The 23,062-nt window shown below is 72.3% G+C and carries 22 protein-coding genes, 1 pseudogene and 1 riboswitch; of the genes and pseudogenes, 16 read left to right on the top strand and 7 right to left on the bottom strand.

Annotated elements, in window-relative coordinates; genetic code table 11:
- The first annotated feature begins 33 nt into the window (after positions 1 to 33).
- Positions 34 to 1,962 carry a 2-oxoacid:acceptor oxidoreductase subunit alpha gene (locus tag S1361_RS23150; protein WP_208033714.1) on the top strand — a complete coding sequence of 643 codons (1,929 nt, stop codon included), beginning with the start codon at positions 34 to 36 and terminating at the stop codon, positions 1,960 to 1,962.
- Positions 1,955 to 3,016 carry a 2-oxoacid:ferredoxin oxidoreductase subunit beta gene (locus S1361_RS23145; RefSeq protein WP_208033713.1) on the top strand — a complete coding sequence of 354 codons (1,062 nt, stop codon included), beginning with the start codon at positions 1,955 to 1,957 and terminating at the stop codon, positions 3,014 to 3,016. The genes S1361_RS23150 and S1361_RS23145 overlap by 8 nt, the downstream gene beginning before the upstream one ends.
- 139 nt (positions 3,017 to 3,155) lie before the next feature.
- On the opposite strand, the pseudogene S1361_RS23140 reads toward S1361_RS23145, so the two are convergent.
- Positions 3,156 to 3,536: pseudogene (locus S1361_RS23140) on the bottom strand (winged helix-turn-helix transcriptional regulator); the annotation flags it as partial.
- Between the two features lie 90 nt (positions 3,537 to 3,626).
- On the opposite strand from S1361_RS23140, the gene S1361_RS23135 reads away from it, so the two are divergent.
- From S1361_RS23135 to S1361_RS23125, 3 genes are all read left to right on the top strand, one after another.
- A complete protein-coding gene (locus S1361_RS23135; RefSeq protein WP_208033711.1) occupies positions 3,627 to 4,481 on the top strand; it encodes an SDR family oxidoreductase in 855 nt (284 codons plus the stop codon).
- Between the two features lie 119 nt (positions 4,482 to 4,600).
- Positions 4,601 to 5,557: an EamA family transporter RarD gene (gene rarD / locus S1361_RS23130; protein WP_208033710.1), complete on the top strand. Its 957-nt coding sequence runs from the start codon at positions 4,601 to 4,603 to the stop codon at positions 5,555 to 5,557.
- Between the two features lie 146 nt (positions 5,558 to 5,703).
- Positions 5,704 to 6,171 carry a VOC family protein gene (locus S1361_RS23125; RefSeq protein WP_208033709.1) on the top strand — a complete coding sequence of 156 codons (468 nt, stop codon included), beginning with the start codon at positions 5,704 to 5,706 and terminating at the stop codon, positions 6,169 to 6,171.
- Positions 6,172 to 6,195: 24 nt separating this feature from the next.
- Here the strand turns inward: S1361_RS23125 and S1361_RS23120 are convergent, their stop codons facing one another.
- Positions 6,196 to 7,302: a hypothetical protein gene (locus S1361_RS23120; RefSeq protein ID WP_243769270.1), complete on the bottom strand. Its 1,107-nt coding sequence runs from the start codon at positions 7,300 to 7,302 to the stop codon at positions 6,196 to 6,198.
- Between the two features lie 200 nt (positions 7,303 to 7,502).
- Here S1361_RS23120 and S1361_RS23115 point away from each other — a divergent pair, with 200 nt between their 5' ends.
- Complete coding sequence (locus S1361_RS23115) at positions 7,503 to 8,090, top strand: flavodoxin family protein (RefSeq protein WP_208033708.1); 588 nt, start codon at positions 7,503 to 7,505, stop codon at positions 8,088 to 8,090.
- Between the two features lie 7 nt (positions 8,091 to 8,097).
- Here S1361_RS23115 and S1361_RS23110 read toward each other — a convergent pair whose 3' ends face one another.
- The 4 genes from S1361_RS23110 to S1361_RS23095 all read right to left on the bottom strand — a co-directional run bounded on the left by S1361_RS23110 (position 8,098) and on the right by S1361_RS23095 (position 12,484).
- Positions 8,098 to 8,982 carry an ABC transporter permease gene (locus tag S1361_RS23110; RefSeq protein ID WP_208033707.1) on the bottom strand — a complete coding sequence of 295 codons (885 nt, stop codon included), beginning with the start codon at positions 8,980 to 8,982 and terminating at the stop codon, positions 8,098 to 8,100.
- Entirely contained in the window at positions 8,969 to 9,967 is a 999-nt protein-coding gene (locus S1361_RS23105; RefSeq protein ID WP_208033706.1) for an ABC transporter ATP-binding protein, read from the bottom strand. Before S1361_RS23105 ends, S1361_RS23110 begins: the two co-directional genes overlap by 14 nt.
- A 40-nt stretch (positions 9,968 to 10,007) precedes the next feature.
- The gene (locus tag S1361_RS23100; protein ID WP_208033705.1) at positions 10,008 to 11,219 is read right to left on the bottom strand and encodes a LolA family protein; all 1,212 of its coding nucleotides are present in this window, start codon (positions 11,217 to 11,219) and stop codon (positions 10,008 to 10,010) included.
- 254 nt (positions 11,220 to 11,473) lie between these two features.
- Complete coding sequence (locus S1361_RS23095; protein WP_208033704.1) at positions 11,474 to 12,484, bottom strand: polyprenyl synthetase family protein; 1,011 nt, start codon at positions 12,482 to 12,484, stop codon at positions 11,474 to 11,476.
- Between the two features lie 587 nt (positions 12,485 to 13,071).
- Positions 13,072 to 13,250: riboswitch (cyclic di-AMP (ydaO/yuaA leader) on the top strand.
- Between the two features lie 5 nt (positions 13,251 to 13,255).
- On the opposite strand from S1361_RS23095, the gene S1361_RS23090 reads away from it, so the two are divergent.
- Complete coding sequence (locus tag S1361_RS23090; protein ID WP_208033703.1) at positions 13,256 to 13,744, top strand: transglycosylase SLT domain-containing protein; 489 nt, start codon at positions 13,256 to 13,258, stop codon at positions 13,742 to 13,744.
- 44 nt (positions 13,745 to 13,788) lie between these two features.
- On the opposite strand, the gene S1361_RS23085 is transcribed toward S1361_RS23090, so the two are convergent.
- Positions 13,789 to 14,601 carry an HAD family hydrolase gene (locus S1361_RS23085; RefSeq protein WP_208033702.1) on the bottom strand — a complete coding sequence of 271 codons (813 nt, stop codon included), beginning with the start codon at positions 14,599 to 14,601 and terminating at the stop codon, positions 13,789 to 13,791.
- A gap of 429 nt (positions 14,602 to 15,030) precedes the next feature.
- On the opposite strand from S1361_RS23085, the gene fahA reads away from it, so the two are divergent.
- From fahA to S1361_RS23040, 9 genes are all read left to right on the top strand, one after another.
- On the top strand, positions 15,031 to 16,248 hold the full coding sequence (fahA, locus tag S1361_RS23080; RefSeq protein ID WP_208033701.1) for a fumarylacetoacetase: 1,218 nt from the start codon (positions 15,031 to 15,033) through the stop codon (positions 16,246 to 16,248).
- A gap of 140 nt (positions 16,249 to 16,388) precedes the next feature.
- Positions 16,389 to 17,231, top strand: a complete 843-nt coding sequence (locus S1361_RS23075) for a hypothetical protein (protein WP_208033700.1) — start codon at positions 16,389 to 16,391, stop codon at positions 17,229 to 17,231.
- The gene (locus S1361_RS23070) at positions 17,228 to 17,605 is read left to right on the top strand and encodes a GntR family transcriptional regulator (protein WP_208033699.1); all 378 of its coding nucleotides are present in this window, start codon (positions 17,228 to 17,230) and stop codon (positions 17,603 to 17,605) included. The genes S1361_RS23075 and S1361_RS23070 overlap by 4 nt, the downstream gene beginning before the upstream one ends.
- A 294-nt stretch (positions 17,606 to 17,899) precedes the next feature.
- On the top strand, positions 17,900 to 18,838 hold the full coding sequence (locus S1361_RS23065) for a M56 family metallopeptidase (RefSeq protein ID WP_208033698.1): 939 nt from the start codon (positions 17,900 to 17,902) through the stop codon (positions 18,836 to 18,838).
- Between the two features lie 133 nt (positions 18,839 to 18,971).
- Positions 18,972 to 19,760, top strand: a complete 789-nt coding sequence (locus tag S1361_RS23060) for a GntR family transcriptional regulator (protein ID WP_208033697.1) — start codon at positions 18,972 to 18,974, stop codon at positions 19,758 to 19,760.
- A gap of 33 nt (positions 19,761 to 19,793) precedes the next feature.
- A complete protein-coding gene (locus S1361_RS23055) occupies positions 19,794 to 20,021 on the top strand; it encodes a 4Fe-4S dicluster domain-containing protein (RefSeq protein WP_030347217.1) in 228 nt (75 codons plus the stop codon).
- 14 nt (positions 20,022 to 20,035) lie between these two features.
- Positions 20,036 to 21,379 carry an ABC transporter substrate-binding protein gene (locus tag S1361_RS23050; protein WP_208033696.1) on the top strand — a complete coding sequence of 448 codons (1,344 nt, stop codon included), beginning with the start codon at positions 20,036 to 20,038 and terminating at the stop codon, positions 21,377 to 21,379.
- Positions 21,376 to 22,290: an ABC transporter permease gene (locus tag S1361_RS23045; protein WP_243769269.1), complete on the top strand. Its 915-nt coding sequence runs from the start codon at positions 21,376 to 21,378 to the stop codon at positions 22,288 to 22,290. Before S1361_RS23050 ends, S1361_RS23045 begins: the two co-directional genes overlap by 4 nt.
- The gene (locus tag S1361_RS23040; RefSeq protein WP_208033695.1) at positions 22,274 to 23,062 is read left to right on the top strand and encodes an ABC transporter ATP-binding protein; all 789 of its coding nucleotides are present in this window, start codon (positions 22,274 to 22,276) and stop codon (positions 23,060 to 23,062) included. Before S1361_RS23045 ends, S1361_RS23040 begins: the two co-directional genes overlap by 17 nt.

Raw genomic sequence — 23,062 nt, 5'->3', positions numbered from 1 at the left:
CCCGGACAGCCGCCTCGAAGGAGGTCCAGTTCAGTGACCAGCCAGGTCAGCAGCCCAGCGGAGCAGACCGACGGAACCGTCGTGGGAGAGCAGCGCAAACCGGGCGGCACGAAGGACGTGCGCCGCCTGGACCGGGTGATCATCCGGTTCGCGGGGGACTCGGGTGACGGCATGCAGCTCACCGGTGACCGGTTCACCTCGGAGACCGCTTCGTTCGGCAACGACCTCTCCACCCTGCCGAACTTCCCTGCCGAGATCCGCGCCCCCGCCGGCACCCTGCCGGGTGTCTCGTCCTTCCAGCTCCACTTCGCCGACCACGACATCCTCACCCCGGGTGACGCGCCGAACGTCCTGGTCGCGATGAACCCGGCCGCCCTGAAGGCCAACATCGGCGACCTCCCGCGCGGCGCCGAGATCATCGTCAACACCGACGAGTTCACCAAGCGCGCCCTGCAGAAGGTCGGCTACGCCGGCGATCCGCTCCAGGACGGCTCGCTCGACGGCTACAACCTCCACCCGGTGCCGCTGACCACGCTCACCGTGGAGGCGCTGAAGGAGTTCGACCTCTCCCGCAAGGAGGCCGAGCGCAGCAAGAACATGTTCGCGCTGGGCCTGCTGAGCTGGATGTACCACCGGCCCACCGAGGGCACCGAGAAGTTCCTGAAGTCGAAGTTCGCCAAGAAGCCGGAGATCGCCGAGGCCAACATCGCCGCGTTCCGGGCGGGCTGGAACTTCGGCGAGACGACGGAGGACTTCGCGGTCTCCTACGAGGTCGCGCCGGCCGCCAAGGCCTTCCCGGTCGGCACCTACCGCAACATCTCCGGCAACCTGGCCCTGGCCTACGGCCTGATCGCGGCGTCCCGGCAGGCGGATCTGCCGCTGTTCCTGGGGTCCTACCCGATCACGCCGGCCTCGGACATCCTGCACGAGCTGAGCAAGCACAAGAACTTCGGCGTACGCACCTTCCAGGCCGAGGACGAGATCGCGGGCATCGGCGCGGCGCTGGGCGCGGCGTTCGGCGGCTCGCTGGCGGTGACGACGACCTCGGGGCCGGGCGTGGCGCTGAAGTCGGAGACGATCGGTCTCGCGGTGTCGCTGGAGCTGCCCCTGCTGGTGGTGGACATCCAGCGCGGCGGACCGTCGACGGGGCTGCCGACCAAGACCGAGCAGGCCGACCTGCTCCAGGCGATGTACGGCCGCAACGGCGAGGCGCCGGTGCCGGTGGTCGCCCCGCGCACCCCGGGCGACTGTTTCGACGCCGCTCTGGAGGCGGCCCGGATCGCGCTGACGTACCGCACGCCGGTGATGCTGCTGTCGGACGGCTACCTGGCCAACGGCTCGGAGCCGTGGCGCATCCCGGACCTGGACGAGCTGCCCGACCTGCGGGTGCAGTTCGCCTCCGGCCCGAACCACACGCTGGAGGACGGCACCGAGGTCTTCTGGCCGTACAAGCGGGACCCGCAGACGCTGGCCCGGCCGTGGGCGATCCCGGGCACCCCGGGCCTGGAGCACCGCGTCGGCGGCATCGAGAAGCAGGACGGCACGGGCAACATCTCCTACGACCCGGCCAACCACGACTTCATGGTCCGCACCCGGCAGGCCAAGGTCGACGGCATCGACGTCCCCGACGCCGAGGTCGACGACCCGGACGGCGCGCGGACGCTGGTCCTCGGCTGGGGTTCGACCTACGGCCCGATCACGGCGGCGGTACGGCGGCTGCGCGCGGCCGGCGAGTCGATCGCCCAGGTCCACCTGCGCCACCTCAACCCCTTCCCGCGCAACCTCGGCACGGTGCTGAAGGGCTACGACAAGGTGGTGATCCCCGAGATGAACCTCGGGCAGCTCGCCACCCTCGTCCGGGCGAGGTACCTGGTCGACGCCCACTCCTACAACCAGGTCAACGGCATGCCGTTCAAGGCGGAGCAGCTCGCCGCGGCGCTGAAGGAGGCCATCGATGACTGACGCAACCAACGGGCTGCTGCAGCTGGTCCCCAAGGCCGAGGCCAAGCAGTCGATGAAGGACTTCAAGTCGGACCAGGAGGTGCGCTGGTGCCCGGGCTGCGGTGACTACGCGATCCTCGCGGCCGTGCAGGGCTTCATGCCGGAACTGGGCCTGGCGCGGGAGAACATCGTCTTCGTCTCCGGCATCGGCTGTTCCTCCCGCTTCCCGTACTACATGAACACCTACGGGATGCACTCCATCCACGGCCGCGCCCCCGCCATCGCGACGGGCCTGGCCTCCTCCCGCCGGGACCTGAGCGTGTGGGTCGTCACCGGCGACGGCGACGCGCTGTCCATCGGCGGCAACCATCTGATCCACGCCCTGCGGCGCAACGTCAACCTGAAGATCCTGCTGTTCAACAACCGGATCTACGGCCTGACCAAGGGCCAGTACTCGCCGACCTCCGAGGTCGGCAAGATCACCAAGTCGACGCCGATGGGCTCGCTGGACGCGCCGTTCAACCCGGTGTCGCTGGCGATCGGCGCGGAGGCGTCCTTCGTGGCGCGCACGATCGACTCCGACCGCAAGCACCTGACCGAGGTGCTGCGGGCCGCCGCCGACCACCCGGGCACGGCGCTGATCGAGATCTACCAGAACTGCAACATCTTCAACGACGGCGCGTTCGACGCCCTGAAGGACAAGCAGCGGTCCGAGGAGGCGCTGATCCGGCTGGAGCACGGGCAGCCGATCCGCTTCGGACCGGACGGGGCGAGAGGCGTCGTCCGCGACCGGCAGACCGGCGATCTGATGGTGGTGACCGTGACCCCGGAGAACGAGGCGGACGTCCTGGTGCACGACGCCCACGCCGCGTCCCCGACCACCGCCTTCGCGCTGTCCCGGCTGGCGGACCCGGACACCCTGCACCACACCCCGATCGGAGTGTTCCGCTCCGTCGAACGGCCGGTGTACGACACCCAGATGGCCGAGCAGCTCGACACCGCGATCGAGCAGAAGGGCAAGGGCGACCTGGCCGCGCTGCTGGCCGGCGGGGACACCTGGACGGTCGTCGGCTAGCCCGTCCGTCCGCCTGTGATCACGAGGCCCGGGACCGGATGTCCCGGGCCTCGTCGTCCGCCCGGGGCCTGTCGTCCGCCTGGAGGCCGCCGTCCATCTGGGGGCCGCCGTCCGCGCGACGACTCTCGTCGTGGGGCCGGCGGCTCTCGTCGTAGACCCGGCGGGCCTTCTCGACCTCGCCCATGCGGTCGTGGGTCCACTGGGCGAGGGACCTGACCTGCTGCGCCGCCTCGCGGCCGAGTCCGGTGAGCGAGTAGTCGACGCGGGGCGGGATGACCGGCTTGGCGTCCCGGTGGACCAGGCCGTCGCGCTCCAGGGTCTGGAGGGTCTGGGTGAGCATCTTCTCGCTGACGCCCCGGCCGCCGTAGGCGCTGATCGCCCGGCGCAGCTCGCTGAACCGGTACGGGCGTTCCAGCAGCTCGATGAGGACGAGGACACCCCAGCGGCTGGTGACGTGCTCCAGGACGAGGCGATAGGGGCACAGGGCCTCGGCGTCCGCCACGTTCTTGCTTACCGACATGACAGTACCTTACTTCAAAGTGGGTACTTTCGCTTGGTTAGTGCCGCTCCTAGGGTGAGCGACATACCCACCGACAAGGAGTTGAGCACCATGAGCATCGTCGTCACCGGAGCCACCGGGCACCTCGGCAGCCACGTCGTCGAGCAGTTGCTGGAGAAGGTCCCCGCGGAGCAGGTCACCGCCGTCGTGCGCGACGAGGCGAAGGCCGCCGGCCTCGCCGCCCGCGGGGTGAAGCTTGCCGTCGCCGACTACAACGCCCCCGAGACCTTCGACGGCCTGTTCGCCGCCGGCGACAAGGTGCTGCTGATCTCCGGCAACGAGTTCGACAAGGGGCGGGTGGGGCAGCACACCGTCGTCATCGAGGCGGCCAGGGCGGCCGGCGTGGCGCTGCTCGCCTACACCAGCGCCCCGGGCGGCCTGACGGCCGCGCTGGCGGACGACCACCGGGCGACCGAGGAGGTGCTGCTCGCCTCCGGCCTGCCCTACAGCCTGCTGCGCAACGGCTGGTACCACGAGAACTACACGGAGAACCTGGCGCCGGTGCTGGAGCACGGCGCGGTCGTCCAGGCCGCCGGCGACGGCCGGGTCTCCTCGGCCTCCCGCGGCGACTACGCCGCCGCCGCGGTCGCGGTGCTGACCGGCGAGGGTCACGAGAACACCACGTACGAGCTGGGCGGCGACGAGGCGTGGAGCTTCGCCGAGTACGCGGCCGAGCTGAGCCGGCAGACCGGCAGGGAGATCGTCTACAACGCGGTCTCGGTGGAGGCCCTCACCGGCATCCTGACCGGCGCCGGGCTGCCCGCGCCGCTGGCCGGGATGCTGGCGGGCGTGGACGCCTCGATCGAGAAGGGCGAGCTGGTCGTCTCCTCCGGAGACCTGTCCCGGCTCATCGGCCGCCCTACCACACCGCTGGCCCAGGCCGTCACGGCCGCGCTGAAGGGCTGACACCCGCCGGTACCCCGACTGTCATGACCGTATGGCGATACGGGCATGACAGCCGGTGGCCTGCGGCGCTACCGTCGTCCTCGTGCGTCCAGGGCGGGCGCGCGCGAGAAGGAGGGGCCGTGGCCGGTACGTCCGATGGTGAGCACCGCATAGGCCTGCTGAACGGTTTCGCCGCCTACGGGATGTGGGGGCTGGTCCCCCTGTTCTGGCCGCTGCTCAAGCCGGCCGGTGCCGCGGAGATCCTGGCCCACCGCATGATGTGGTCCCTGGTGTTCGTCGCCGCCGCGCTGCTCTTCGTACGGCGCTGGGCCTGGGCCGGGGAGCTGCTGCGCCAGCCGCGAAGGCTCGGCCTCGTCGCCGTGGCGGCCGGCGTCATCACCGTGAACTGGGGCGTCTACATCTGGGCGGTGAACGCCGGGCACGTCGTCGAGGCCTCGCTCGGCTACTTCATCAACCCGCTGGTCACCATCGCGATGGGCGTGCTGATCCTGAAGGAACGGCTGCGGCCCGTGCAGTGGGCGGCGGTCGGGATCGGCCTCGCCGCCGTCCTCGTGCTGACGATCGGCTACGGCCGCCCGCCGTGGATCTCCCTCTGTCTCGCCTTCTCCTTCGCCGTCTACGGGCTGGTCAAGAAGAAGGTCGACCTCGGCGGCGTCGAGTCGCTGGCCGCCGAGACCGCGATCCAGTTCCTGCCGGCGCTCGGCTATCTGCTGTGGCTGACCGCGCACGGCGAGGCCAGCTTCGTGAACGGCGGCACCGGACACGCCGCCCTGCTCGCCTCCACCGGCATCGTCACCGCCCTCCCCCTGGTCTGCTTCGGCGCGGCGGCGATCCGCGTGCCGCTGTCCACCCTGGGCCTGCTGCAGTACCTGGCCCCGCTCTTCCAGTTCCTGCTCGGCATCCTCTACTTCCACGAGGCCATGCCGCCCGAGCGGTGGGCCGGGTTCGCGCTGGTCTGGCTCGCGCTGATCCTGCTCACGGGCGACGCGCTGCGCGCCGCGCGGCGGCCGGCACGGATCGCCGTACCGGTGGCCCGCACCGTCGAGACGCCCGCTTCGGCTCGGGCGGATGTCTGAGGTCTGACGTCTGGCGTCTGGCGTCTGGCGTCCGACGGGGCCGAGCGAGCTGAGCGGGCAGCGGCGGGCCGACATGGCGAGCAGGGGAGCGGGGCGAGCAGACCGAGCGGGCCCTTCCGCCGCCGGCTCCGGCTATAAGTGGACCCATGACCACACCGGCACCCGCCCCGCTGCACTGGAAGCTCGTCATCGACGCCGCCGACCCGCACACACAGGCCGACTTCTGGGCCGCCGCGCTGCACTACACGGCCGAGGACAACAGCGCCCTCGTCGAACGGCTGCTGTCCGCCGGCGCGCTGTCCGGGGAGGCCACCGTCGAGTACCACGGGCGGGCGGCCTTCCGTGACCTGATCGCCGTACGGCACCCCGACGACCCGTACGACCCCGAGACCGGCACCGGACTCGGACGGCGGCTGCTGTTCCAGCGGGTGCCGGAGCCGAAGACCGGGAAGAACCGGCTCCACCTCGACCTCCACGCCGGCCCCGAGCGGCGCGCGGACGAGGTGAAACGCCTTCAGGCGCTGGGCGCGCGGGTGCTGCGGGAGGTGCAGGAGCCCGCGGGCCGGTGGGTGCTGATGGCCGACCCGGAGGACAACGAGTTCTGCGTGCAGTAGGCGCGTCTCACGCGCGCGTGCCGGTCACGCCTGCGCCGCCGCCCTGGCCGCGCGGTCGGTCAGCCGGACCATGCGGGCACGGGCGGACTCCAGCGGGCGCGGGTCGTCCGCGGCGGGACCCGGCTCGGCGCTGAGGTCCGTCCACAGGTCGATCAGGTCGCGGCCGAGCCGCAGCCCCTCCTCCGGGTCGCGCACCGCACGCCACGCGGTGGCCGCGCTCTGCACGTTGCCGTAGGCGGCCTCCCCGTCCCGGGCCTGGCGCCGCAGCCGGGCGAGGTCCAGGGAGAGCCGGAAGGCGCGGACCGGGTCACCGGCCAGGTAGGCGATGTAGGCGGACAGTTCGCGCAGGTGCAGCACCTCGGCGTGGCCCGGGCCGAACACGGCGGACGCCTCGGCGAGGGTCCGGTCGGCCAGTTCCGCCGCCGCGTCGATCCGGCCCGCCCGCACGGCCTCGTTGATACGGCCCATCGGCTCGCTCAGCAGTTCCGCGCCCTCGGCGGTCTCGGTCAGCGGCCCGTCCCCGAGCACCTCCTCGGCGACCGCGTCGAACCCACGGGCCGGGGTCGGGGCTGCGGTGGTGACGGGGGCGACAGGGTCCGACGGCACGGCGGTGAGGGGTGCCGACGGTACGGCCGCAGCCGGGGCCGGGGCCGTGGGGAGCGGGACGGCTGGGGGCGGGACGGCAGGAGTCGGAGCGACGGCCGGGGCAGCAGAGGTCGGAGCGGCGGGGGTGTGCGTGTCCGCGGTGGCCTCGGTCATCACGGGCGCCGGCCCGAACTGCCCGGTCGGGGCCTGCACGGTGCCCGGCGGCACGGCGCCCGGTCGCCGGGCCGGGGCGGCCAGCCGCACCGGCTCCCCCGTCATCCGGCTGGAGCCGTCCGCCGCGACCTCCAGGGGGACGACACAGCCCGCGCGGTCGTCGTGGATGGTCGCTCGTATGGGCGTACCGAGGCTGATGGCCAGGCGCTGGAGGTGGTTCAGGACGGCCTGCTGGATCTCCTCGCCCGGCGCCGCCACGACCGGCGTCCCGCCCACCGAAGCGGAGTCCGCGCCGAGCACCCGGACGGGCACCGCCGCCGGGTGCTCCACGGGCCGCGGTGCCCGCTTCTTCTCGAAGCTGAGTCCAGCCATCGGTGTCCCTCACTCCCCTGGCGCCGCGATCCGGTCGTACGCGTCCTGCCACCAGTGTGTCGCCTCCGCCCCGGCCTCCGCGTCACCGCGACGTCACAGCCTCGCACCAGCCGTACCCTGGACCCACTGGCGCGATTTACTTGCATATGCATAAAATGCAGGTGCCTTTAGTGGTACGACAGCACACACCTGGGGGACCCATGAACCGCCGCTTCCTCTTCGTCCTGGGCAGCGCCCGCCGGGACGGCAACACCGAGTTGCTGGCCCGCTCGGCCGCCGAGCAGCTGCCCCCGGCGGCCGAGCAGCAGTGGATCCGCCTCGCCGACCACCCGCTGCCCGATTTCGCGGACCTGCGCCACGACAGCGACCACACACGGCCGCCGTCGGACACCGCCACCGGCCTGCTGCTGGACGCCACGCTCGCGGCGACGGACATCGTGATCGCCTCGCCGCTGTACTGGTACTCGGTGTCCAGCCTCACCAAGCGCTACCTGGACTACTGGTCGGCCTGGCTGCGCACCCCGGGCATCGACTTCAAGGCCACGATGGCCGGCCGCACCCTCTGGGGCGTCGCCGCCCTGGCGGACCGCGAGCCGTCCGTCGCCGATCCGTACACGGGCACGCTCAACAACTCGGCCGCCTACCTGAAGATGCGCTTCGGCGGGGTGCTGCTGGGCAACGGCAGCGGGCCCGGCGACGTCCTGGAGGACACAGAGGCGCTGACCCGCGCGAAGACGTTCTTCACCCAGGAGGCGCCCCTCGCCCGCTTCCCGTACGAGACCGCGTAACAGGCGGCTAGGCGCTGATGTCCTTCGCCGTGAACCGCGCCCAGGCCGCCGAGCCGAACACGGCCGCGTACAGCGCCTGGAGGCCGAGGTTCTTCACCAGGTCGTCCCAGTAGACGGGGTCGCGCATCAGGTCGGCGAAGGACAGCCAGTAGTGCGGGAACAGGTAGGGCTGCAGCGCGTGCAGCTGGGGTATCTGGTCGACGATCTGCACGGTGATGAGCAGCCCGACCGTGGTCGCCATCGCCGCGATACCGCTGTTGGTGAGGGTCGACACGAACAGGCCGAGGGCCGCCACACCGACCAGTGAGCCCGCGACGACCAGGGCGATCAGCAGAGCGCGGCCCAGCCCCTCGGCGAAGCCGATCCGGGTGCCGGAGATCGTCGTCAGCTCGCCCATGGGGAAGAGCAGCGCGCCGACGAGCAGCGCCGAGACGGTGACGACCAGGGTGGCCAGCAGACAGAACGCCAGCACGGTCGCGTACTTGGTGAGCAGCAGCCGGGTGCGGCCGGCCGGGGCGACCAGCAGGTAGCGCAGGGTGCCCGCGCCCGCCTCCCCGGCGAGCGCGTCGCCCGCGACGACGCCGACCGCCATCGGCAGGAAGAACGGCAGGGTCGCGGCGAGCGCGGTGAACACCAGGAACAGCCCGTTGTTGGTGATCTGCGTGATGAACGCCGGTCCCTCGCCGTTCCCCCCGCCCACCGTCCCGCCGCCCCGCGTCTCGATCCGCACCGCGATCCCGACCAGCACCGGCACCGCGGCGAGCACCCCGAGCAGGGCGAGCGTGCGCCAGCGGCGGACGGTGGTGACCAGCTCGCTGCGCAGCAGTCCGAGGGTCCACAGGGGGTTCGGCCGGCGCGCGGCGCCCGCCTGGAGCACGTCAGCCCGCGACATCGAAACCCTCCCCCGTCAGTGCCACGAACGCGTCCTCCAGCGACGCCCTTTCGAGCGTCAGGCCCCGGACGCGGACGCCCGCGGTGACCAGGGCCACGGTCACCTCGGCGAGGTCCCGTTCGGGTGGTTCGCCGGTGATCCGGTCACCGTCGGCGGTCACGTCCCCGACCCTCAGTTCCTTCAGCACGCGGGCCGCCTCCGCCCCGTCCGGGGTGGTCACCACCAGCCGGCCGCGCGCCCCGGCCGCCAGCTCGGCCACCGAGCCCTGGGTGACGAGCCGGCCCTGCGCCATGACCGCCGCATGGGTGCACACCTGCTCGATCTCGTCCAGGAGGTGGGAGGAGAGGAAGACCGTCGTACCGTCGGCGGCCAGCTCCCTGATCAGGGTGCGGATCTCCCGCATGCCCTGCGGGTCGAGGCCGTTCGTGGGCTCGTCCAGGACGAGCAGTCTGCGGGGCTGGAGCAGCGCGGCGGCCAGCCCCAGGCGCTGCTTCATGCCGAGCGAGTACGCCTTCGCCTTCTTGCCCGCGGCGGCCGCGAGGCCCACCCGGTCCAGTGCCGCGGCGACGCGGGCGCGCCGGGTGCGCGGATCGGCGGTCGGGTCGGCGGCGTCGTAGCGCAGCAGGTTGTCCCGGCCGGAGAGGAAGCCGTACAGGGCGGGGCCCTCGATGAGCGCGCCGACCTGCGGAAGGACCGTACGGGCCGCCCGGGGCATGGGCCGGCCGAGCACCCGGGCGGTGCCCGCGGTCGGCTCGATCAGGCCCATCAGCATGCGGATCGTGGTGGTCTTGCCCGAGCCGTTCGGGCCGAGGAAGCCGAAGACGCTGCCCGCCGGGACGGTCAGGTCGAGACCGTCCACGGCGAGCTGTCCGCCGCGGTAGCGCTTGGTGAGACCGCGCGTGGCGATCACGCCGTCCCGCGCGTCCCCGGGGTCACGCTCCGGCGCGTCCCCCGGGTCCGGCTGCGTGGCGGACGGTTCGGCCATCGGCTCCCCCTCGGTTCATCCGATTCGTCGTGCCGGAGGGTCACTTCCCGGCGTCGGCCGCCTTCACCAGGGCCTCCTTGGTCACCGCGCCGGCGTACACCTTGCCGTCGTCGGTGATCAGTGCGTTGACCAGGCGGGTGGAGAAGACCATGCCCTTGCCGAACTTCCCGGAGGCCTTCTCACCGAGCGAGCCGACGAAGCCGCCGAGGTCGCCGCCCCGGGAACCGGTGGGCAGGCCGCCCTTGGCGCCGGTGTCGAAGGTGGCGACCGACGTCCAGCCCTTGCCGAGCACCTTCAGCCCGTCCCTGCCCTCCAGACCTCCGGGGAGGCCTGCGCCGTGCCTCGGGGCGTGCTCGGGTGCCTCGGCCCCGTCCTTCTCCTCGGTGACCTTCGCGCCCTTGGGCGGGGTGAAGTCGAAGGTGGAGGCGGCCGGTTGGGCGAAGGAGACCTGGGTGAAGCCGGCGTCGAGCACGGCGGCGCCGCCGCTCTTCGGGGTCAGCGTGAACTTCAGCGGCAGGCCCGTCTTCGCGTCGACGGCGATGCTGATCGCGCCGACCGTGGTGCCGGACTGCCTGGGCTGGATGAGCAGCTTGTAGGCGTCGCGCCCGGCGACCTGCGCGGTGCCGTCGACGGTGACGGACGTGGTGTCGTCCACCGCCTTCAGGGCCTCGTCGGCGAAGTCCTTCGGGGTGGCCGGCGGCTCGGCCCGGCGGTGCTTGCCGGGGCCGGCCACGGTGGAGTGGTGAACCTGGTTGCTCTTGCTGTCGTAGCCCCAGACGTCCTTGCCGTCGTGGATCAGGCTGTACTCGGCGCCGCGCTCCAGGAGGGACAGTTTCTGCCGGTCGGGGCCGTCGGCGGCGACGCGCAGGGTGTGCGTGCCGGAGACCAGTTCGGTGAGCTTGGCCTGCGGGTCGGCGGCGGAGTCGTCGCCGGAGCCGCCCCGGCCCGCCCCGGAGAGCAGGCCGTCCTCCAGGCCGCCGAGGTCGGGCAGGCCGAGGTCGGTGCTGACCTTCACGGTGCCGGACAGCTGCTGCACGTCCGACTTGGCGATCTTCTCGATGAGCTGCTGTGCGGTGATCTTCGGCAGGTCGGGGTCGCCGGAGTTCGCGAGCGCCGGGACCAGCCCGATCGTGGCCGCCGCCACCCCCACCACCGCGACCGGCACGGCGTACCGGGCGGCCTTGCGCCGGCCGGAGCGCGGGTTCTCGTCCCGCGCGGCGCCCACTGCGTCGTCGGATTCGTACGGTGCCATGTGTGCCTTACCTCCGTCGTCGGCGGCGGCTGTCCTCACGCTGGTCCGCTGGTCCACCTGAGCCGCCATTCTCACCCGAATCGGTGAGGAGTGGTGATTTCCGTGGTGTCCATCTGACCAAATCGGCCGTGAGGAAGCGTCAGACCTCGGAGCCAACTCCGTGTACGCCTGCGGTATGACACACGACGGCGGCATCTCCACCCGACCCGTAGGGGTCGTGCCGGGCGCCGCCGCCCGGACGGGGTCCGGCCGGGTCAGCCGGCGCGGTGCACGACCGCGTCACACAGCTCGATCAGCGCCGCCTTGGCGTCGCACTCGCGCAGCGGGGCGAGCGCGGCCCGCGCCTCCTCCGCGTACCGCACGGTGTCCCGGCGGGCCTGCTCCAGCGCGGGGTGCGCGCGCAGCGCGGCCAGCGCCTCGGCGTGCCGGGCGTCGTCACTGAGGTCGGAGTCGAGCAGCTCGCACAGCGCGACGTCCTCGGGCAGGCCCAGCCGGGCGGCCCGCTCCCGCAGCCGGAGCACCGGCAGGGTGGGGATGCCCTCGCGCAGGTCGGTGCCCGGGGTCTTGCCGGACTCGTGGGAGTCGGAGGCGATGTCCAGGACGTCGTCCGCGAGCTGGAAGGCGACCCCGAGCCGTTCGCCGTACTGGGTGAGCACGTCGACGACCCTCTCGTCCGCACCGGACATCATCGCGCCGAACCGGCACGACACCGCCACCAGGGAGCCCGTCTTGCCGCCGAGCACGTCCAGGTAGTGCTCGACCGGGTCGCGGCCGTCCGAGGGACCCGCGGTCTCCAGGATCTGGCCGGTGACCAGCCGCTCGAACGCCAGGGCCTGCACCCGGACCGCCTCGGGGCCGAGGTCGGCGAGGATCTGGGAGGCGCGGGCGAACAGGAAGTCGCCGGTGAGGACCGCGACGGAGTTGCCCCAGCGCGTGTTGGCGCTGTCCACGCCCCGCCGTACGGCCGCCTCGTCCATGACGTCGTCGTGGTACAGCGTGGCCAGGTGGGTCAGCTCCACGACGACGGCCGACGGCACGACGCCGGGCGCGTAAGGGTCGCCGAACTGGGCCGCGAGCATGACGAGGAGTGGCCGGAAACGCTTCCCTCCGGCCCGTACGAGGTGCTGCGCGGCCTCCGTGATGAACGGGACCTCGCTCTTGGTGGCTTCGAGCAAGCCTTCCTCGACAGCCGCCAATCCGGCCTGGACATCGGCTTCCAGAGCCTGGTCCCGCACGCTCAGCCCGAACGGCCCGACGACGGTCACGAGGGGTCTCCTGTCTGCTGGTGTCTGCTGGCGATTACACGGTTTGTCGATAGGTCGCTGCCCTCACTCAAGTCAGCGTATCCGGTCCCTGTTCGATCACCGATAGCGCCCACCGGTCCAGCCTGGGCGGTACCGGACCACAACCGACATACAGGTGATCACATGTTAATGATGGACATTTATCGACTTAACGGAAATCCGGACATTCCGTCGTGTCCCCTCCGCACCTTTCTCGCCACCCCCGTTCCGTGCCGGCCATTACGACAACGACGGACACCGCACCCCAGGTTCCACCATCACTCCGACTTCCCGCCTTAATCGCCCTAATCCCTCATGTCTGATTTGAAATAGTTTGCCATTTCGTGAGTTGGCTCACGCTCCCCGTCTGCCCGCTCCCCCCTCAACAAGCCCTGGGAGCCCTTGTCCTGTCGGCGAGTTGAGGATTGGCAACCGCAAAGGATCAAGCACCTCATACAGCATCGATCAAGGTCAAATCGCATGTTGTGTGAATCCAGTACTTGTTCCCGACATGTGCTCTCGCATACGTTCCGGGCCGTCGGGCGGACGCCGAATCCTGCCGCCGCCCGCGTAACCCATCGACGAACTCATTCGTACGGCAGGAGCGGGGGACCCAGGTAAGTCGCCGGGCCGGACGGCACACGCCGCACCGGGACGGCTCGGGGTTAAGCCGTGCCTCCTCCAGGGCACGGCCGGGCACCTCCCGCCCGAACCCGACAGCTCACCCCGCAGGCGCCGGAGAGGAACACCCCCATGTCTGCTGCCGCTCAGCCCCGCCGCACCCGCAACAGCCGCCTCGTCCGTACCCTCGTCGCCGCCGGCACCGGCGCCGCCGTCCTCGCCCTGCCGCTCATCGGCGCGACCAGCGCCTCCGCGGCCACCGGCACCACCACGACGGCCGCCACCACCACCGCCGGATACCCCAACAACCTGGACGGCTGGATCCGCGAGTCGCTCGCGATCATGGCCGAGAAGCACATCCCGGGCACCTACAACGGCATCTACCGCAACATCATCCGCGAGTCCTCGGGCAACCCGAACGCCATCAACCTCTGGGACTCCAACGCCGCCAAGGGCATCCCGTCCAAGGGCCTGCTCCAGGTGATCGACCCGACGTTCAACGCGTACCACGTCGCCGGAACGTCGTTCAACATCTACGACCCGGTCGCGAACATCACCGCCGCCTGCAACTACGCGGCCGCGCGGTACGGGTCGATCGACAACGTGTTCGGCGCGTACTGACCGGTTCCGGACCGGGTCCGCGGCCGGCGCCACTGACGTCCCGGTCAGTCGGTCGGGAAGAGTCTTTCGAGGACGACGGCGATGCCGTCGTCCTCGTTCGACAAGGTGACCTCGTCGGCCACCGCCTTCAGTTCGGGGTGCGCGTCGGCCATGGCGACACCACGCGCCGCCCAGTCGAACATCGGGATGTCGTTGGGCATGTCGCCGAAGGCGATGGCCCGGTCGGCGCCGATCCCCAGCCTCTCGGCGGCCAGCGCCAGTCCGGTCGCCTTCGTCACCCCGCCGGGCTGGAGCTCCACGGTGCCCGGCCCGGACATGGTGACCGTCGCCAGCGAGCCCACCGCCGCGCGCGCCACCGCCGCCAACTCGTCGTCGGACAGGGTGGCGTGCCGCAGCAGCACCTTGCTGATGGGCTTCGCCCACAGGTCGTCGCGCCGGCCGACGCGCACCGCGGGCAGCGTCGGATGAGGCATCCGGTAGCCGGGCTCGATGAGCGTGAGCCCGTCGACGCCGTCCTGGTCGACCGCCGCGTAGACCTGCCCCACCTCCGCCTCGATCTTGCCGAGCGCGGTCTCGGCCAGCTCCCGGTCCAGCCGGACCGACCACAGCAGGCGGTCGGTGCCGGCGTCGTAGACCTGTGCTCCCTGCCCGCACACCGCGAGCCCCGTGCAGCCGAGGTCCGCGAGCAGCGGCCGTACCCGCGGGGCCGGGCGGCCCGTCACCACCAGATGCCGGGCGCCGGCCCGTGCCACCCGCGCGAGCGCGGCGAGCGACCGGTCGGAGACGGTGTCGTCGCCGCGCAGCAGCGTGCCGTCCAGGTCGGTGGCGATGAGTGCATATGCCGGGGTGGGTGCCATGATCAGAGAATACGGACACCGCGCCCCGCCGACTCACGGGCCGATCCACGCACTTGCGTACTGGTGCGCCCCAAGTCGCCTGCGCAGACGCCCCGATGGCGCTGCCGCCGCGGGACCCGGGCCAACCCTGGGCCGCGGCCGGGTGCTTCGCCAGGTGGGACGGTGAGCACGGGACTGCCGTCCTGCACCTCGGCTCCGGCCGAGGTGCAGGACGCACCTCGGCTCCGGCCGCCCGAAGGGGCGCCAAGCCATAATCAACCGCTCAAACATGTCTTGTCAGGACATCAACGACTCTTTAGGCGCTGAGCGAGCGACCTTTCGATCACCACGTGAGGCACTGCCCAAGACACGCGAGTGGGTCGTAACGTGTGGCCCGACCACATGGAACGCAGTGCCATGCATGGCCCGATGAGAGTGAGGCAGCACCCCATGCCCCCCTTCGACGTCCCCGAGGGCGACCCCTTCGGTCCGCACAACCTCCCCTATGGCGTGTTCTCGCCCTCCGGCAGCACGGAGCGGCGGATCGGCGTCCGGCTCGGGAACCACGTCCTCGACGCGGGCGCCGCGGCCGCCGCGCTCGGCTCGCCCCACCAGGCGCTGCTCGCCCGGCCCACCCTCAACCCGCTGCTGGCCGCCGGCCGTGCCACCTGGTCCGACGTACGGCGTGCCGTCACCGCCTGGGTCACGGACCCGGCCCACCGCGAGGCCGTGGAGCCGCTGTTCCACCCGCTGTCCGAGGTGACGCTGCACCTGCCCTTCGAGGTCGCGGACTACGTCGACTTCTACGCCTCGGAGAACCACGCCCGCAACGTCGGCCAGATCTTCCGCCCGGACGCCGAGGACTCCCTCACCCCCAACTGGAAGCACCTGCCGATCGGGTACCACGGCCGCTCCGGCACGGTCGTGGTCTCCGGCACGGACGTCGTACGGCCGTCCGGGCAGCGCAAGGGCCCGGGCGACCCCGCGCCCGTCTTCGGTCCGTCGGTGCGGCTGGACATCGAGGCCGAGGTCGGCTTCGTCGTGGGCGTGCCGTCACGGCTGGGCAGCCCGGTCGCGCTCGGCGACTTCCGGGAGCACGTCTTCGGGCTGTGCCTGCTGAACGACTGGTCCGCGCGGGACATCCAGGCCTGGGAGTACGTCCCGCTCGGCCCGTTCCTCGGCAAGTCCTTCGCGACCTCGGTGTCGGCGTGGATCACCCCGCTGGAAGCGCTGGAGCACGCGCGCGTGGCGCCCCCCGAGCGCACGCACCCGCTGCTGCCCTACCTGGACGACTCGGCGCCCGGCGCGGAGCCCGGCGGCTACGACCTGCGCATCTCCGTCGCGATCAACGGTCACGTGGTCTCCGAGCCGCCGTTCTCCACCATGTACTGGACCGCCGCCCAGCAGCTCGCCCACATGACGGTGAACGGCGCCTCGCTGCGCACGGGCGACCTGTACGGCTCGGGCACGGTCAGCGGCCCGGCCGAAGGCCAGCGCGGCTCGCTGCTGGAGCTGACCTGGAACGGCCGCGACGCCCTCGAACTTCCCGACGGGAAGCGGACGTTCCTGGAGGACGGGGACGTGGTGACGCTGTCGGCGTGGGCCCCCGGCGCGGACGGGCGCCGGGTGGGGCTGGGCGAGGTGAGCGGGCGGGTCGTCGCGGGGTGACCCGAGGTCCGTCCCGTGGCGACTGGACCTCCGGACCGCTTGTAGCAAGCAGTTGACACAATTCGTCTGTGACCGCCATCTTGTACTCGCCGCTTGATACAAGCGGTGAGTACAAGAGTGTGCTGTCAGAGGGGTTTGTCATGAGTGAGACCGAACTGAGCGCCACCGTTCCGGCGTCCCGCGCACCGGTCGACCGGTACGCCCGCTGGACCGGTCTGCTCGTCGGCGCACTGGCCGAGCGATGGCTGACCCTGCGGGCGGGCGGCGACGGAGTCCTGTACGCCATCCCCGCCTTCGGGCTGTGCACGGTGGCCGGCGTCCTGGCGGGCGACGCCCTGACCCCGCAGGCCCGCGGCGCCGTCCGCACGGCCGGCCTCGCCCCGCGCCGCGTCCGCGACCACGTCCCGCCCCGGATGACCGCGCTGCTCCTCGCCCTGGCGGGCGCGCTCGTCCTGCTGCTCGCGGTCGCGAGCGCGGTCGCCTCGCCGGACGACCTGGGGCGCGCGGGCCGGTCCCTGACCGTGCACTGCGCGCGGGCCGCCGACGCGACGGGCTCCCGCCTGCTGTCCCAGTCCGCAGGCCCCTGGCCGGGCTCGCACTACGCCCTGCCGATGCTGGGCTCCCTCGCCGTCGCCACGGCCGCCTGCGGCTGGTCCCTGCGGCGGATCGCCACCCGCCCAGGCGACGAACAGTCCCGCCGCGACCGCAGCCTGGCCGTCGTCGCGGCCTGGGGCCTCGTCGTGTCCGCCTCCCTGCTGGGGGCCGCCTCCACGGCGTCCGGCGCGCTGATGAGCGTCACGTGCGACGGAGCGGTGGGGACCGTGGCCAACTGGGTGCTGTGGCCGCTGGCCGCGGTGGCCCTGGTGACCGTGCCGTGGATGCTGGTCACCGTGTGCTCGCCGCGGGCCTCCTGGCCCCGGCGCGCCGCCGGCGCGGGGCACGGCGGGCGGACGCGGCGGCCGGCCCCCGGGGACCGCCGGTGAGCAGCGCCGCCGTACGGGTCGACACCACCAGTCCCGTACCACCCTACGAACAGATCCGCGCCCAGCTCGCCGCGCTCATCAGCACCGGCCGGCTGCGGGAGGGCGAACGCCTGCCGCCGGTGCGGCAGCTGGCCGCCGACCTCGGTCTGGCGGCGGGCACGGTCGCCCGCGCCTACCGCGAACTGGAGGCGGCCTCGCTGATCCGGACCCGGCGCGGCGCGGGAACGCGCGTGGCGGTCCCGCCGACCGGCACGCACCGCCCCGACCCCGCCGAACTCGCGGCGCTGGCCAGGACCTTCGTCACCCAGGCACGGGCCCTGGGAGCGACCGAGGACGAGACGCTCGGGGCGGTGCGCGGGGCGCTGCGGCAGTGACCGCGCGGCAAGGGCCCTGGGTGCCGGTGGCCGCCCTGGCACGCGCGCGTGGTGCTGCGGGAATCGGCCACACGCGCGTGCCGGTGCGACGCCGGCACTGTCGGCACCCGGTCTCCGCGGCTTCGCCCGCGCGCGTGCCGCGGTGTGGCGGGATCGTCGCCGACACCTGACTCGGGGCGCCGGTCTTCGTCATACTGACGGGGACACGCACCACGCGCGAGCCGCCGTCGTGTGACGCGTGCCCGGCACCACCGACACCCGCACACCTCTCCGATCAGGAACCGGAGCCCCGGCATGACCGTCTGCCTGCTCCTGCTGAGCGTCGTCGCCCTGACGGCCGCCGTACCGGCGCCGCGCGCGCTGACCCGTGCCGCCTGGCCCGAGCGGGAACCCGTGGTGGCGCTGTGGGTGTGGCAGTGCCTGGTCGCCACCGTCCTGCTGTGCTGCCTGACCGCACTGGTCCTGGGCGCGGCGGCCGTTTTCCACACCGTCCGCGACCACGTGTTCGCACCCGCCCCGCCCGCCGTCACCGCCGCGTACGACCTGTCCACCGCGCCCGTGTGGGCCGCCGTGCTCACCATGCTGCTGGCCTGCGGGGCGGCCTGGACGACGGCGATGCTGGCCCGGGAACTCGTCGAGGCCCGCCGCAGCCGCGGCCAGGCCCGGGCGCACCTGCGCGAGCGCGCCCCCGAGCTGCCGGCCGGGCTGCCCGCGGCACGCGGGCCGATGCTGGTGCTGGAGGACGAGTACCCGGACGCCTGGTGGATGCCGGGCCACCCGCCGCAACTGGTCGTCACCACAGGGGCGCTGCACCGCCTCACCGACCTCCAGCTGGACGCCGTCCTCACCCACGAGCGCGGACACGCGCGCGCCCACCACGACTGGCTGCTGCACCTGTCCACCGCACTCGCCACCGGCTTCCCGCGCGTGCCGCTCTTCGCCCACTTCTGCGACCAGACGCACCGCCTGGTCGAGCTGGCCGCCGACGACACGGCGTCCCGGCGCTGCGGGCACCTCACCACGGCCCTCGCGCTGATCGAGCTGAACCAGCACCGGGGCGTCCTCTCCTGCGACTCCAGCCGCCGCCTCCTGGGCGAGCGCGTCGACCGCCTGCTGGAACCGCCGCCGCGGCTGCTGCTCCGGCACCGGGCCCTGACGACGACGGTGGCCGCGCTGGTGCCGTTGCTGCCGCTGCTGATCACCTTCGCCCCGGGGCTGACGGCACTGTCCTGACCGCCCCCGCCGGGTGGCAGATCTTGCCCCGCCGGACGGAAAAGCCCAGCTCAGCGACTTTCCCCCGGTGGCCGCACCTGGCGCAACACTCCAGCAACACACCATTCCCTACCACCTAGGTATGGTTCCAGCCATGCCACCCACCGACCGCCCCCGAGACCATGCCGGGCAGGGCGCCGCGAGCACCGTCGCCGCCCACCGCGCACGGCGCCGGCTGCGTGCGGACCGGGCCCGGCAGCTCGCCGACCTGCTACGCCGCCAGATCCTCACCGGCGCCTTCCAGGACGGCACCCTTCCCCACGAGTCCACCCTCGCCACCGACTACCGCGCCTCCCGCAACACCGTCCGCCAAGCCCTGGACCTGCTCCGGGCCGAGGGCCTGGTGGACCGGCTGCCCGGAGTCGGCACCGTCGTCGTCGCCCGGAAATACCCGCACGGGCTCGACCGTCTGATGGGCCTCGCGGAAACCCTCCGCGAACACGGCCGCGTCACCAACGAGGTCCGCACCATGGGCCCCGCTCCCGCACCCGCCCCCGTGGCCGAACGCCTCCGCGTTCCGGCCGGCGCCGACGTCCTGTACATCGAACGCCTGCGCCGCCTGAACGGCCTCCCGCTCTCCCTCGACCTCACCTACATCCCGCTCGACATCGGTACCGCCCTGCTCGGCGCCGACCTGGAGAACACCGATGTCTTCCGCCTCCTGGAAGCCATCACAGGCCTGCGTCTCGGCCACGCCGAGATCACCCTGGAGGCGGTGAACGCGGACGCCCACTCCGCGGCCGTACTCCAGGCCCCGCGCGGCGCCGCCGTACTGATGCTGGAGCGCCTCACGCACCTCGCCGACGGCCGTCCCGTCGACCTGGAGTTCATCCGCTTCCGCGGCGACCGCATCACGATGAGCGGCCTGCTGCACCGGTCGTAACCGCCCCCGCCTGCACATTCCCTGGAGACAGCCATGCCCTTGGCGCCCCAGCGGGCCGACGTGCCCGTGACCATCGACGAGTCGAAGTGCATCGACGGCTGCACCCTCTGCGTGGACATGTGCCCGCTGGACTCCCTCGCCATCGACGAGAGCAGCGGCAAGGCGTACATGCACGTCGACGAGTGCTGGTACTGCGGCCCCTGCGCGGCCCGCTGCCCCACCGGAGCCGTCACGGTCAACATGCCCTACCTGCTGCGGTGAGAGGTACACCCATCATGAAACGCACGACAGTCGCCCTGTCCGCCGCCACACTCCTGCTCCCTCTGTCCGCGTGCGGCGGCAGCGCCGAGGCGGGCAGCGGCTCCACGGTCACCGTGACCGTCGGCTACCAGTCCAAGACCATCAACACCGTCACCGCCGGCACCCTGCTGCGCTCTCTCGGATACTTCGAGAAGCAGCTCAACTCCCTGCACGACGGCCACACCTACAAGGTCGACTGGCAGGACTACGCCACCGGCGCCCCGATCACCGCCCAGATGACCGCCGGGAAGATCGACATCGGCTCGATGGGCGACTTCCCGCTGCTGCTCAACGCGGCCCGCGGCAAGCAACTGGGCCGACCGACCCACCTGGTCTCCGCCACCGGCTACAACCTGCGCGGCGGACTCAACACCATCGTCACCGCGCCGGACTCCACGCTCACGTCCCTGAAGGACCTCAAGGGCAAGAAGGTCTCCACGAGCGTCGGCTCGGCCGCCGACGGCACCCTCGTACGGGCCCTGCAGCGAGCCGGCATCGACCCGGACAAGGGTGCCTCCAAGCTCAACCAGCAGCCCGCGGTGGGCGCTTCGGCGCTGTCGGCCGGCAGCGTGGACGCGCTGTCCCAGTTCGTCGCCTGGCCGGGTCTGCTCGCCTTCCAGGGCAAGGCCAAGGCCCTGTACGACGGCGCCCAGCTGAATCTGCCCACGTTCCACGGCGTGACCGCCCGCGAGGACTTCGCCCGCCGGCACCCGGCCGTCCTGGAAGCCTTCCTCAAGGCGCAGGCCCAGGCGACGGACTACCTCAACGGCCATCCCGTCACCGCGGCCGAGAAGGTCGCCGAGGCCACCGGCCTGCCCGCCGAGGTCGTCTACCTGTACAACGGCGCCCACGGCATCGCCACGTTCAACCCGGCGCTCAGCCCCCAGCTCGTCTCCGCCCTCGAACAGGACGTGTCCGTGCTGAAGTCCGCCAAGCTGACCGGCGACATCGACGTGGACTCCTTCGTCGACGACCAGTACGTGAAGAAGGCCCTCGGCACGTCATACACCAAGCGGCTCACCACACCGCCCCCGCCGGCCGCGAGCGAGGTGTGGCCCAAGGGCGGCGAGAAGACCCTCTCCTACAAGTCGCCGAAGCAACTGCTGGCCTACCTGGCCGCACACCAGGACGGCGTCCGCGCCGCCTACGTGCCCGACGCGACCACGGGCACCCTCTGGTTCGCCGACAAGGCGGTCTGGGTGGCCGACGGCGACCGGCTGCTGCCCTTCGTCACCCCGGCCGCCGCGCAGGACTACCTCACCGCGCACGGCGGCGCTCGCACGGTGTCGTACCGCGAGGCCCTGGAGCGGGCCTCATGACCCGCCGGCCCCTGACCCGGTATGCGCTGCGGGCGGCGTCCCTGGCCGCCGCCCTCGGCGCGTGGCAGCTGCTGACCAGCCTCAAGGTTGACCTGTGGCTGCGGTTCTCGCAGTTCCCGACGGTCACCGACGTGGCCCGCGCCTTCGCCGACCGGCTCTCCGGCGACGACTACTGGACCGACCTCACCGACAGCCTCACCCGCATCCTGACCGGCTTCGCGCTGGCGGCCGTCCTCGGCGTCGCGACCGGCGTGCTCGTGGCCCGCTCCCCCCTGGCCGAGGACCTGCTCGGGCCGGTGCTGGAGGTCGTCCGGCCGATCCCGGCCATCGCCCTCGTCCCGGTCGCGATCCTGCTGTTCCCCTCGAACGAGCAAGGCATCGTCTTCATCACCTGCACCGCCGCCTTCTTCCCGGTGCTGGTCTCCACCCGGCACGCGGTCCGCGCGCTGACTCCCGTCTGGGAGGAGGCGGTGCGCACCATGGGCGGCAGCCGGCTCCGGATCCTTCGCTCGGTCGTGCTGCCGGGCGCCCTGCCCGGCATCTTCGGCGGGCTGTCGGTGGGCATCGGTGTGTCGTGGATCTGCGTGATCTCCGCCGAGATGATCTCCGGCCAGTACGGGGTCGGCTACCGCACGTGGCAGGACTACACGGTGGTGAACTACCCCGGTGTCTTCGTCGGCATGGTCACGATCGGCGTGCTCGGCTGGATCACCTCCACGGCCGTGGAACTCCTCGGCCGCCGGCTGACCCGCTGGCTGCCCCGCACCTCGTACGTCCCCGGAGGGCGTACCCGCGCGCGCCGGCCGCTCGCCGTCCCCGCCCGTCCCGGCGGCGAGCCCGAGCAGCAGGCCCAGTCCGAACAGCAGGGCCAGAAGCACACCGAGGAGGCCCGTGATGAGCACCTCGTCTGAGACCGTCACCGCTCCCGTCGCGCCGGCGCCGGAAGGCGTGCGCGGCACCCGGCTCGCCTTCCGCTCCGCCGTCCTCGGCCGCCCGGACGCGCCGGTCCTGTCAGGCGTCGACCTGGAGGTCGCTCCCGGCGAGATCCTCACCGTCGTCGGCCCGTCCGGCTGCGGCAAGTCGACACTGCTGCGGACGCTCGCCGGGCTGCTGCCGCCGTTGGGCGGCACGGCCGAGGTGGACGGCGGCCCGCTGACCGGGCCGTCGGCGGACCGTGCGCTGGTCTTCCAGGAAGACGCGCTGCTGCCCTGGCGCAGCTTGCGCGGAAACGTCGAACTCCCGCTGGCCATCAGGGGCGCTGCGCGCGCGGAGCGTCGTTCCCGCGCCGAGGCGTGGCTCGCGCGGGTCGGACTGAGCGAGCAGGCCGGGCAGTTGCCGCACCGGGTGTCCGGTGGGCAGCGCCAGCGCGCCCAGTTGGCCCGGGCCTTGGCGGACAGTCCGCGCGCGGTCCTCATGGACGAGCCCTTCGGTGCCCTCGACGCGCAGACCCGGTCCGGCATGCAGGACCTGCTGGTGGAGGTGTTGCGGGGCACGGGCGCGACCGTCGTGTTCGTCACGCACGACGTGGACGAGGCCCTCTTCCTCGGTGACCGTGTGGCCCTGCTCGGTTCGGGGCGGGTTTCCGCCGTGCGCGAGGTGCCGCGCCCCCGTGACCGTGCGGCCTTCGACGATCCGGCCCGTGTGGCGCTGCGCCGCGCCGTCCTCAGTTCGCTCGGCTCCTGA

It is taken from the genome of Streptomyces cyanogenus (genome assembly GCF_017526105.1).
In the GTDB taxonomy this organism is placed as follows: Bacteria; Actinomycetota; Actinomycetes; order Streptomycetales; family Streptomycetaceae; genus Streptomyces; species Streptomyces cyanogenus.
This window is presented reverse-complemented; position numbering and strand designations above follow the sequence as displayed.

What these genes read in the sequence shown, in the direction of transcription:
- S1361_RS23110 (WP_208033707.1), bottom strand. Translation starts at nt 8,982, where the DNA reads ATGTCGCGGGCTGACGTGCTCCAGGCGGGCGCCGCGCGCCGGCCGAAC.
- S1361_RS23045 (WP_243769269.1), top strand. Translation starts at nt 21,376, where the DNA reads ATGACCCGCCGGCCCCTGACCCGGTATGCGCTGCGGGCGGCGTCCCTG.
- S1361_RS23085 (WP_208033702.1), bottom strand. Translation starts at nt 14,601, where the DNA reads ATGGCACCCACCCCGGCATATGCACTCATCGCCACCGACCTGGACGGC.
- S1361_RS23125 (WP_208033709.1), top strand. Translation starts at nt 5,704, where the DNA reads ATGACCACACCGGCACCCGCCCCGCTGCACTGGAAGCTCGTCATCGAC.
- S1361_RS23120 (WP_243769270.1), bottom strand. Translation starts at nt 7,302, where the DNA reads ATGGCTGGACTCAGCTTCGAGAAGAAGCGGGCACCGCGGCCCGTGGAG.
- S1361_RS23105 (WP_208033706.1), bottom strand. Translation starts at nt 9,967, where the DNA reads ATGGCCGAACCGTCCGCCACGCAGCCGGACCCGGGGGACGCGCCGGAG.
- S1361_RS23050 (WP_208033696.1), top strand. Translation starts at nt 20,036, where the DNA reads ATGAAACGCACGACAGTCGCCCTGTCCGCCGCCACACTCCTGCTCCCT.
- S1361_RS23065 (WP_208033698.1), top strand. Translation starts at nt 17,900, where the DNA reads ATGACCGTCTGCCTGCTCCTGCTGAGCGTCGTCGCCCTGACGGCCGCC.
- fahA (WP_208033701.1), top strand. Translation starts at nt 15,031, where the DNA reads ATGCCCCCCTTCGACGTCCCCGAGGGCGACCCCTTCGGTCCGCACAAC.
- S1361_RS23040 (WP_208033695.1), top strand. Translation starts at nt 22,274, where the DNA reads ATGAGCACCTCGTCTGAGACCGTCACCGCTCCCGTCGCGCCGGCGCCG.
- S1361_RS23100 (WP_208033705.1), bottom strand. Translation starts at nt 11,219, where the DNA reads ATGGCACCGTACGAATCCGACGACGCAGTGGGCGCCGCGCGGGACGAG.
- S1361_RS23055 (WP_030347217.1), top strand. Translation starts at nt 19,794, where the DNA reads ATGCCCTTGGCGCCCCAGCGGGCCGACGTGCCCGTGACCATCGACGAG.
- S1361_RS23145 (WP_208033713.1), top strand. Translation starts at nt 1,955, where the DNA reads ATGACTGACGCAACCAACGGGCTGCTGCAGCTGGTCCCCAAGGCCGAG.
- S1361_RS23135 (WP_208033711.1), top strand. Translation starts at nt 3,627, where the DNA reads ATGAGCATCGTCGTCACCGGAGCCACCGGGCACCTCGGCAGCCACGTC.
- S1361_RS23090 (WP_208033703.1), top strand. Translation starts at nt 13,256, where the DNA reads ATGTCTGCTGCCGCTCAGCCCCGCCGCACCCGCAACAGCCGCCTCGTC.
- S1361_RS23115 (WP_208033708.1), top strand. Translation starts at nt 7,503, where the DNA reads ATGAACCGCCGCTTCCTCTTCGTCCTGGGCAGCGCCCGCCGGGACGGC.
- S1361_RS23060 (WP_208033697.1), top strand. Translation starts at nt 18,972, where the DNA reads ATGCCACCCACCGACCGCCCCCGAGACCATGCCGGGCAGGGCGCCGCG.
- S1361_RS23075 (WP_208033700.1), top strand. Translation starts at nt 16,389, where the DNA reads ATGAGTGAGACCGAACTGAGCGCCACCGTTCCGGCGTCCCGCGCACCG.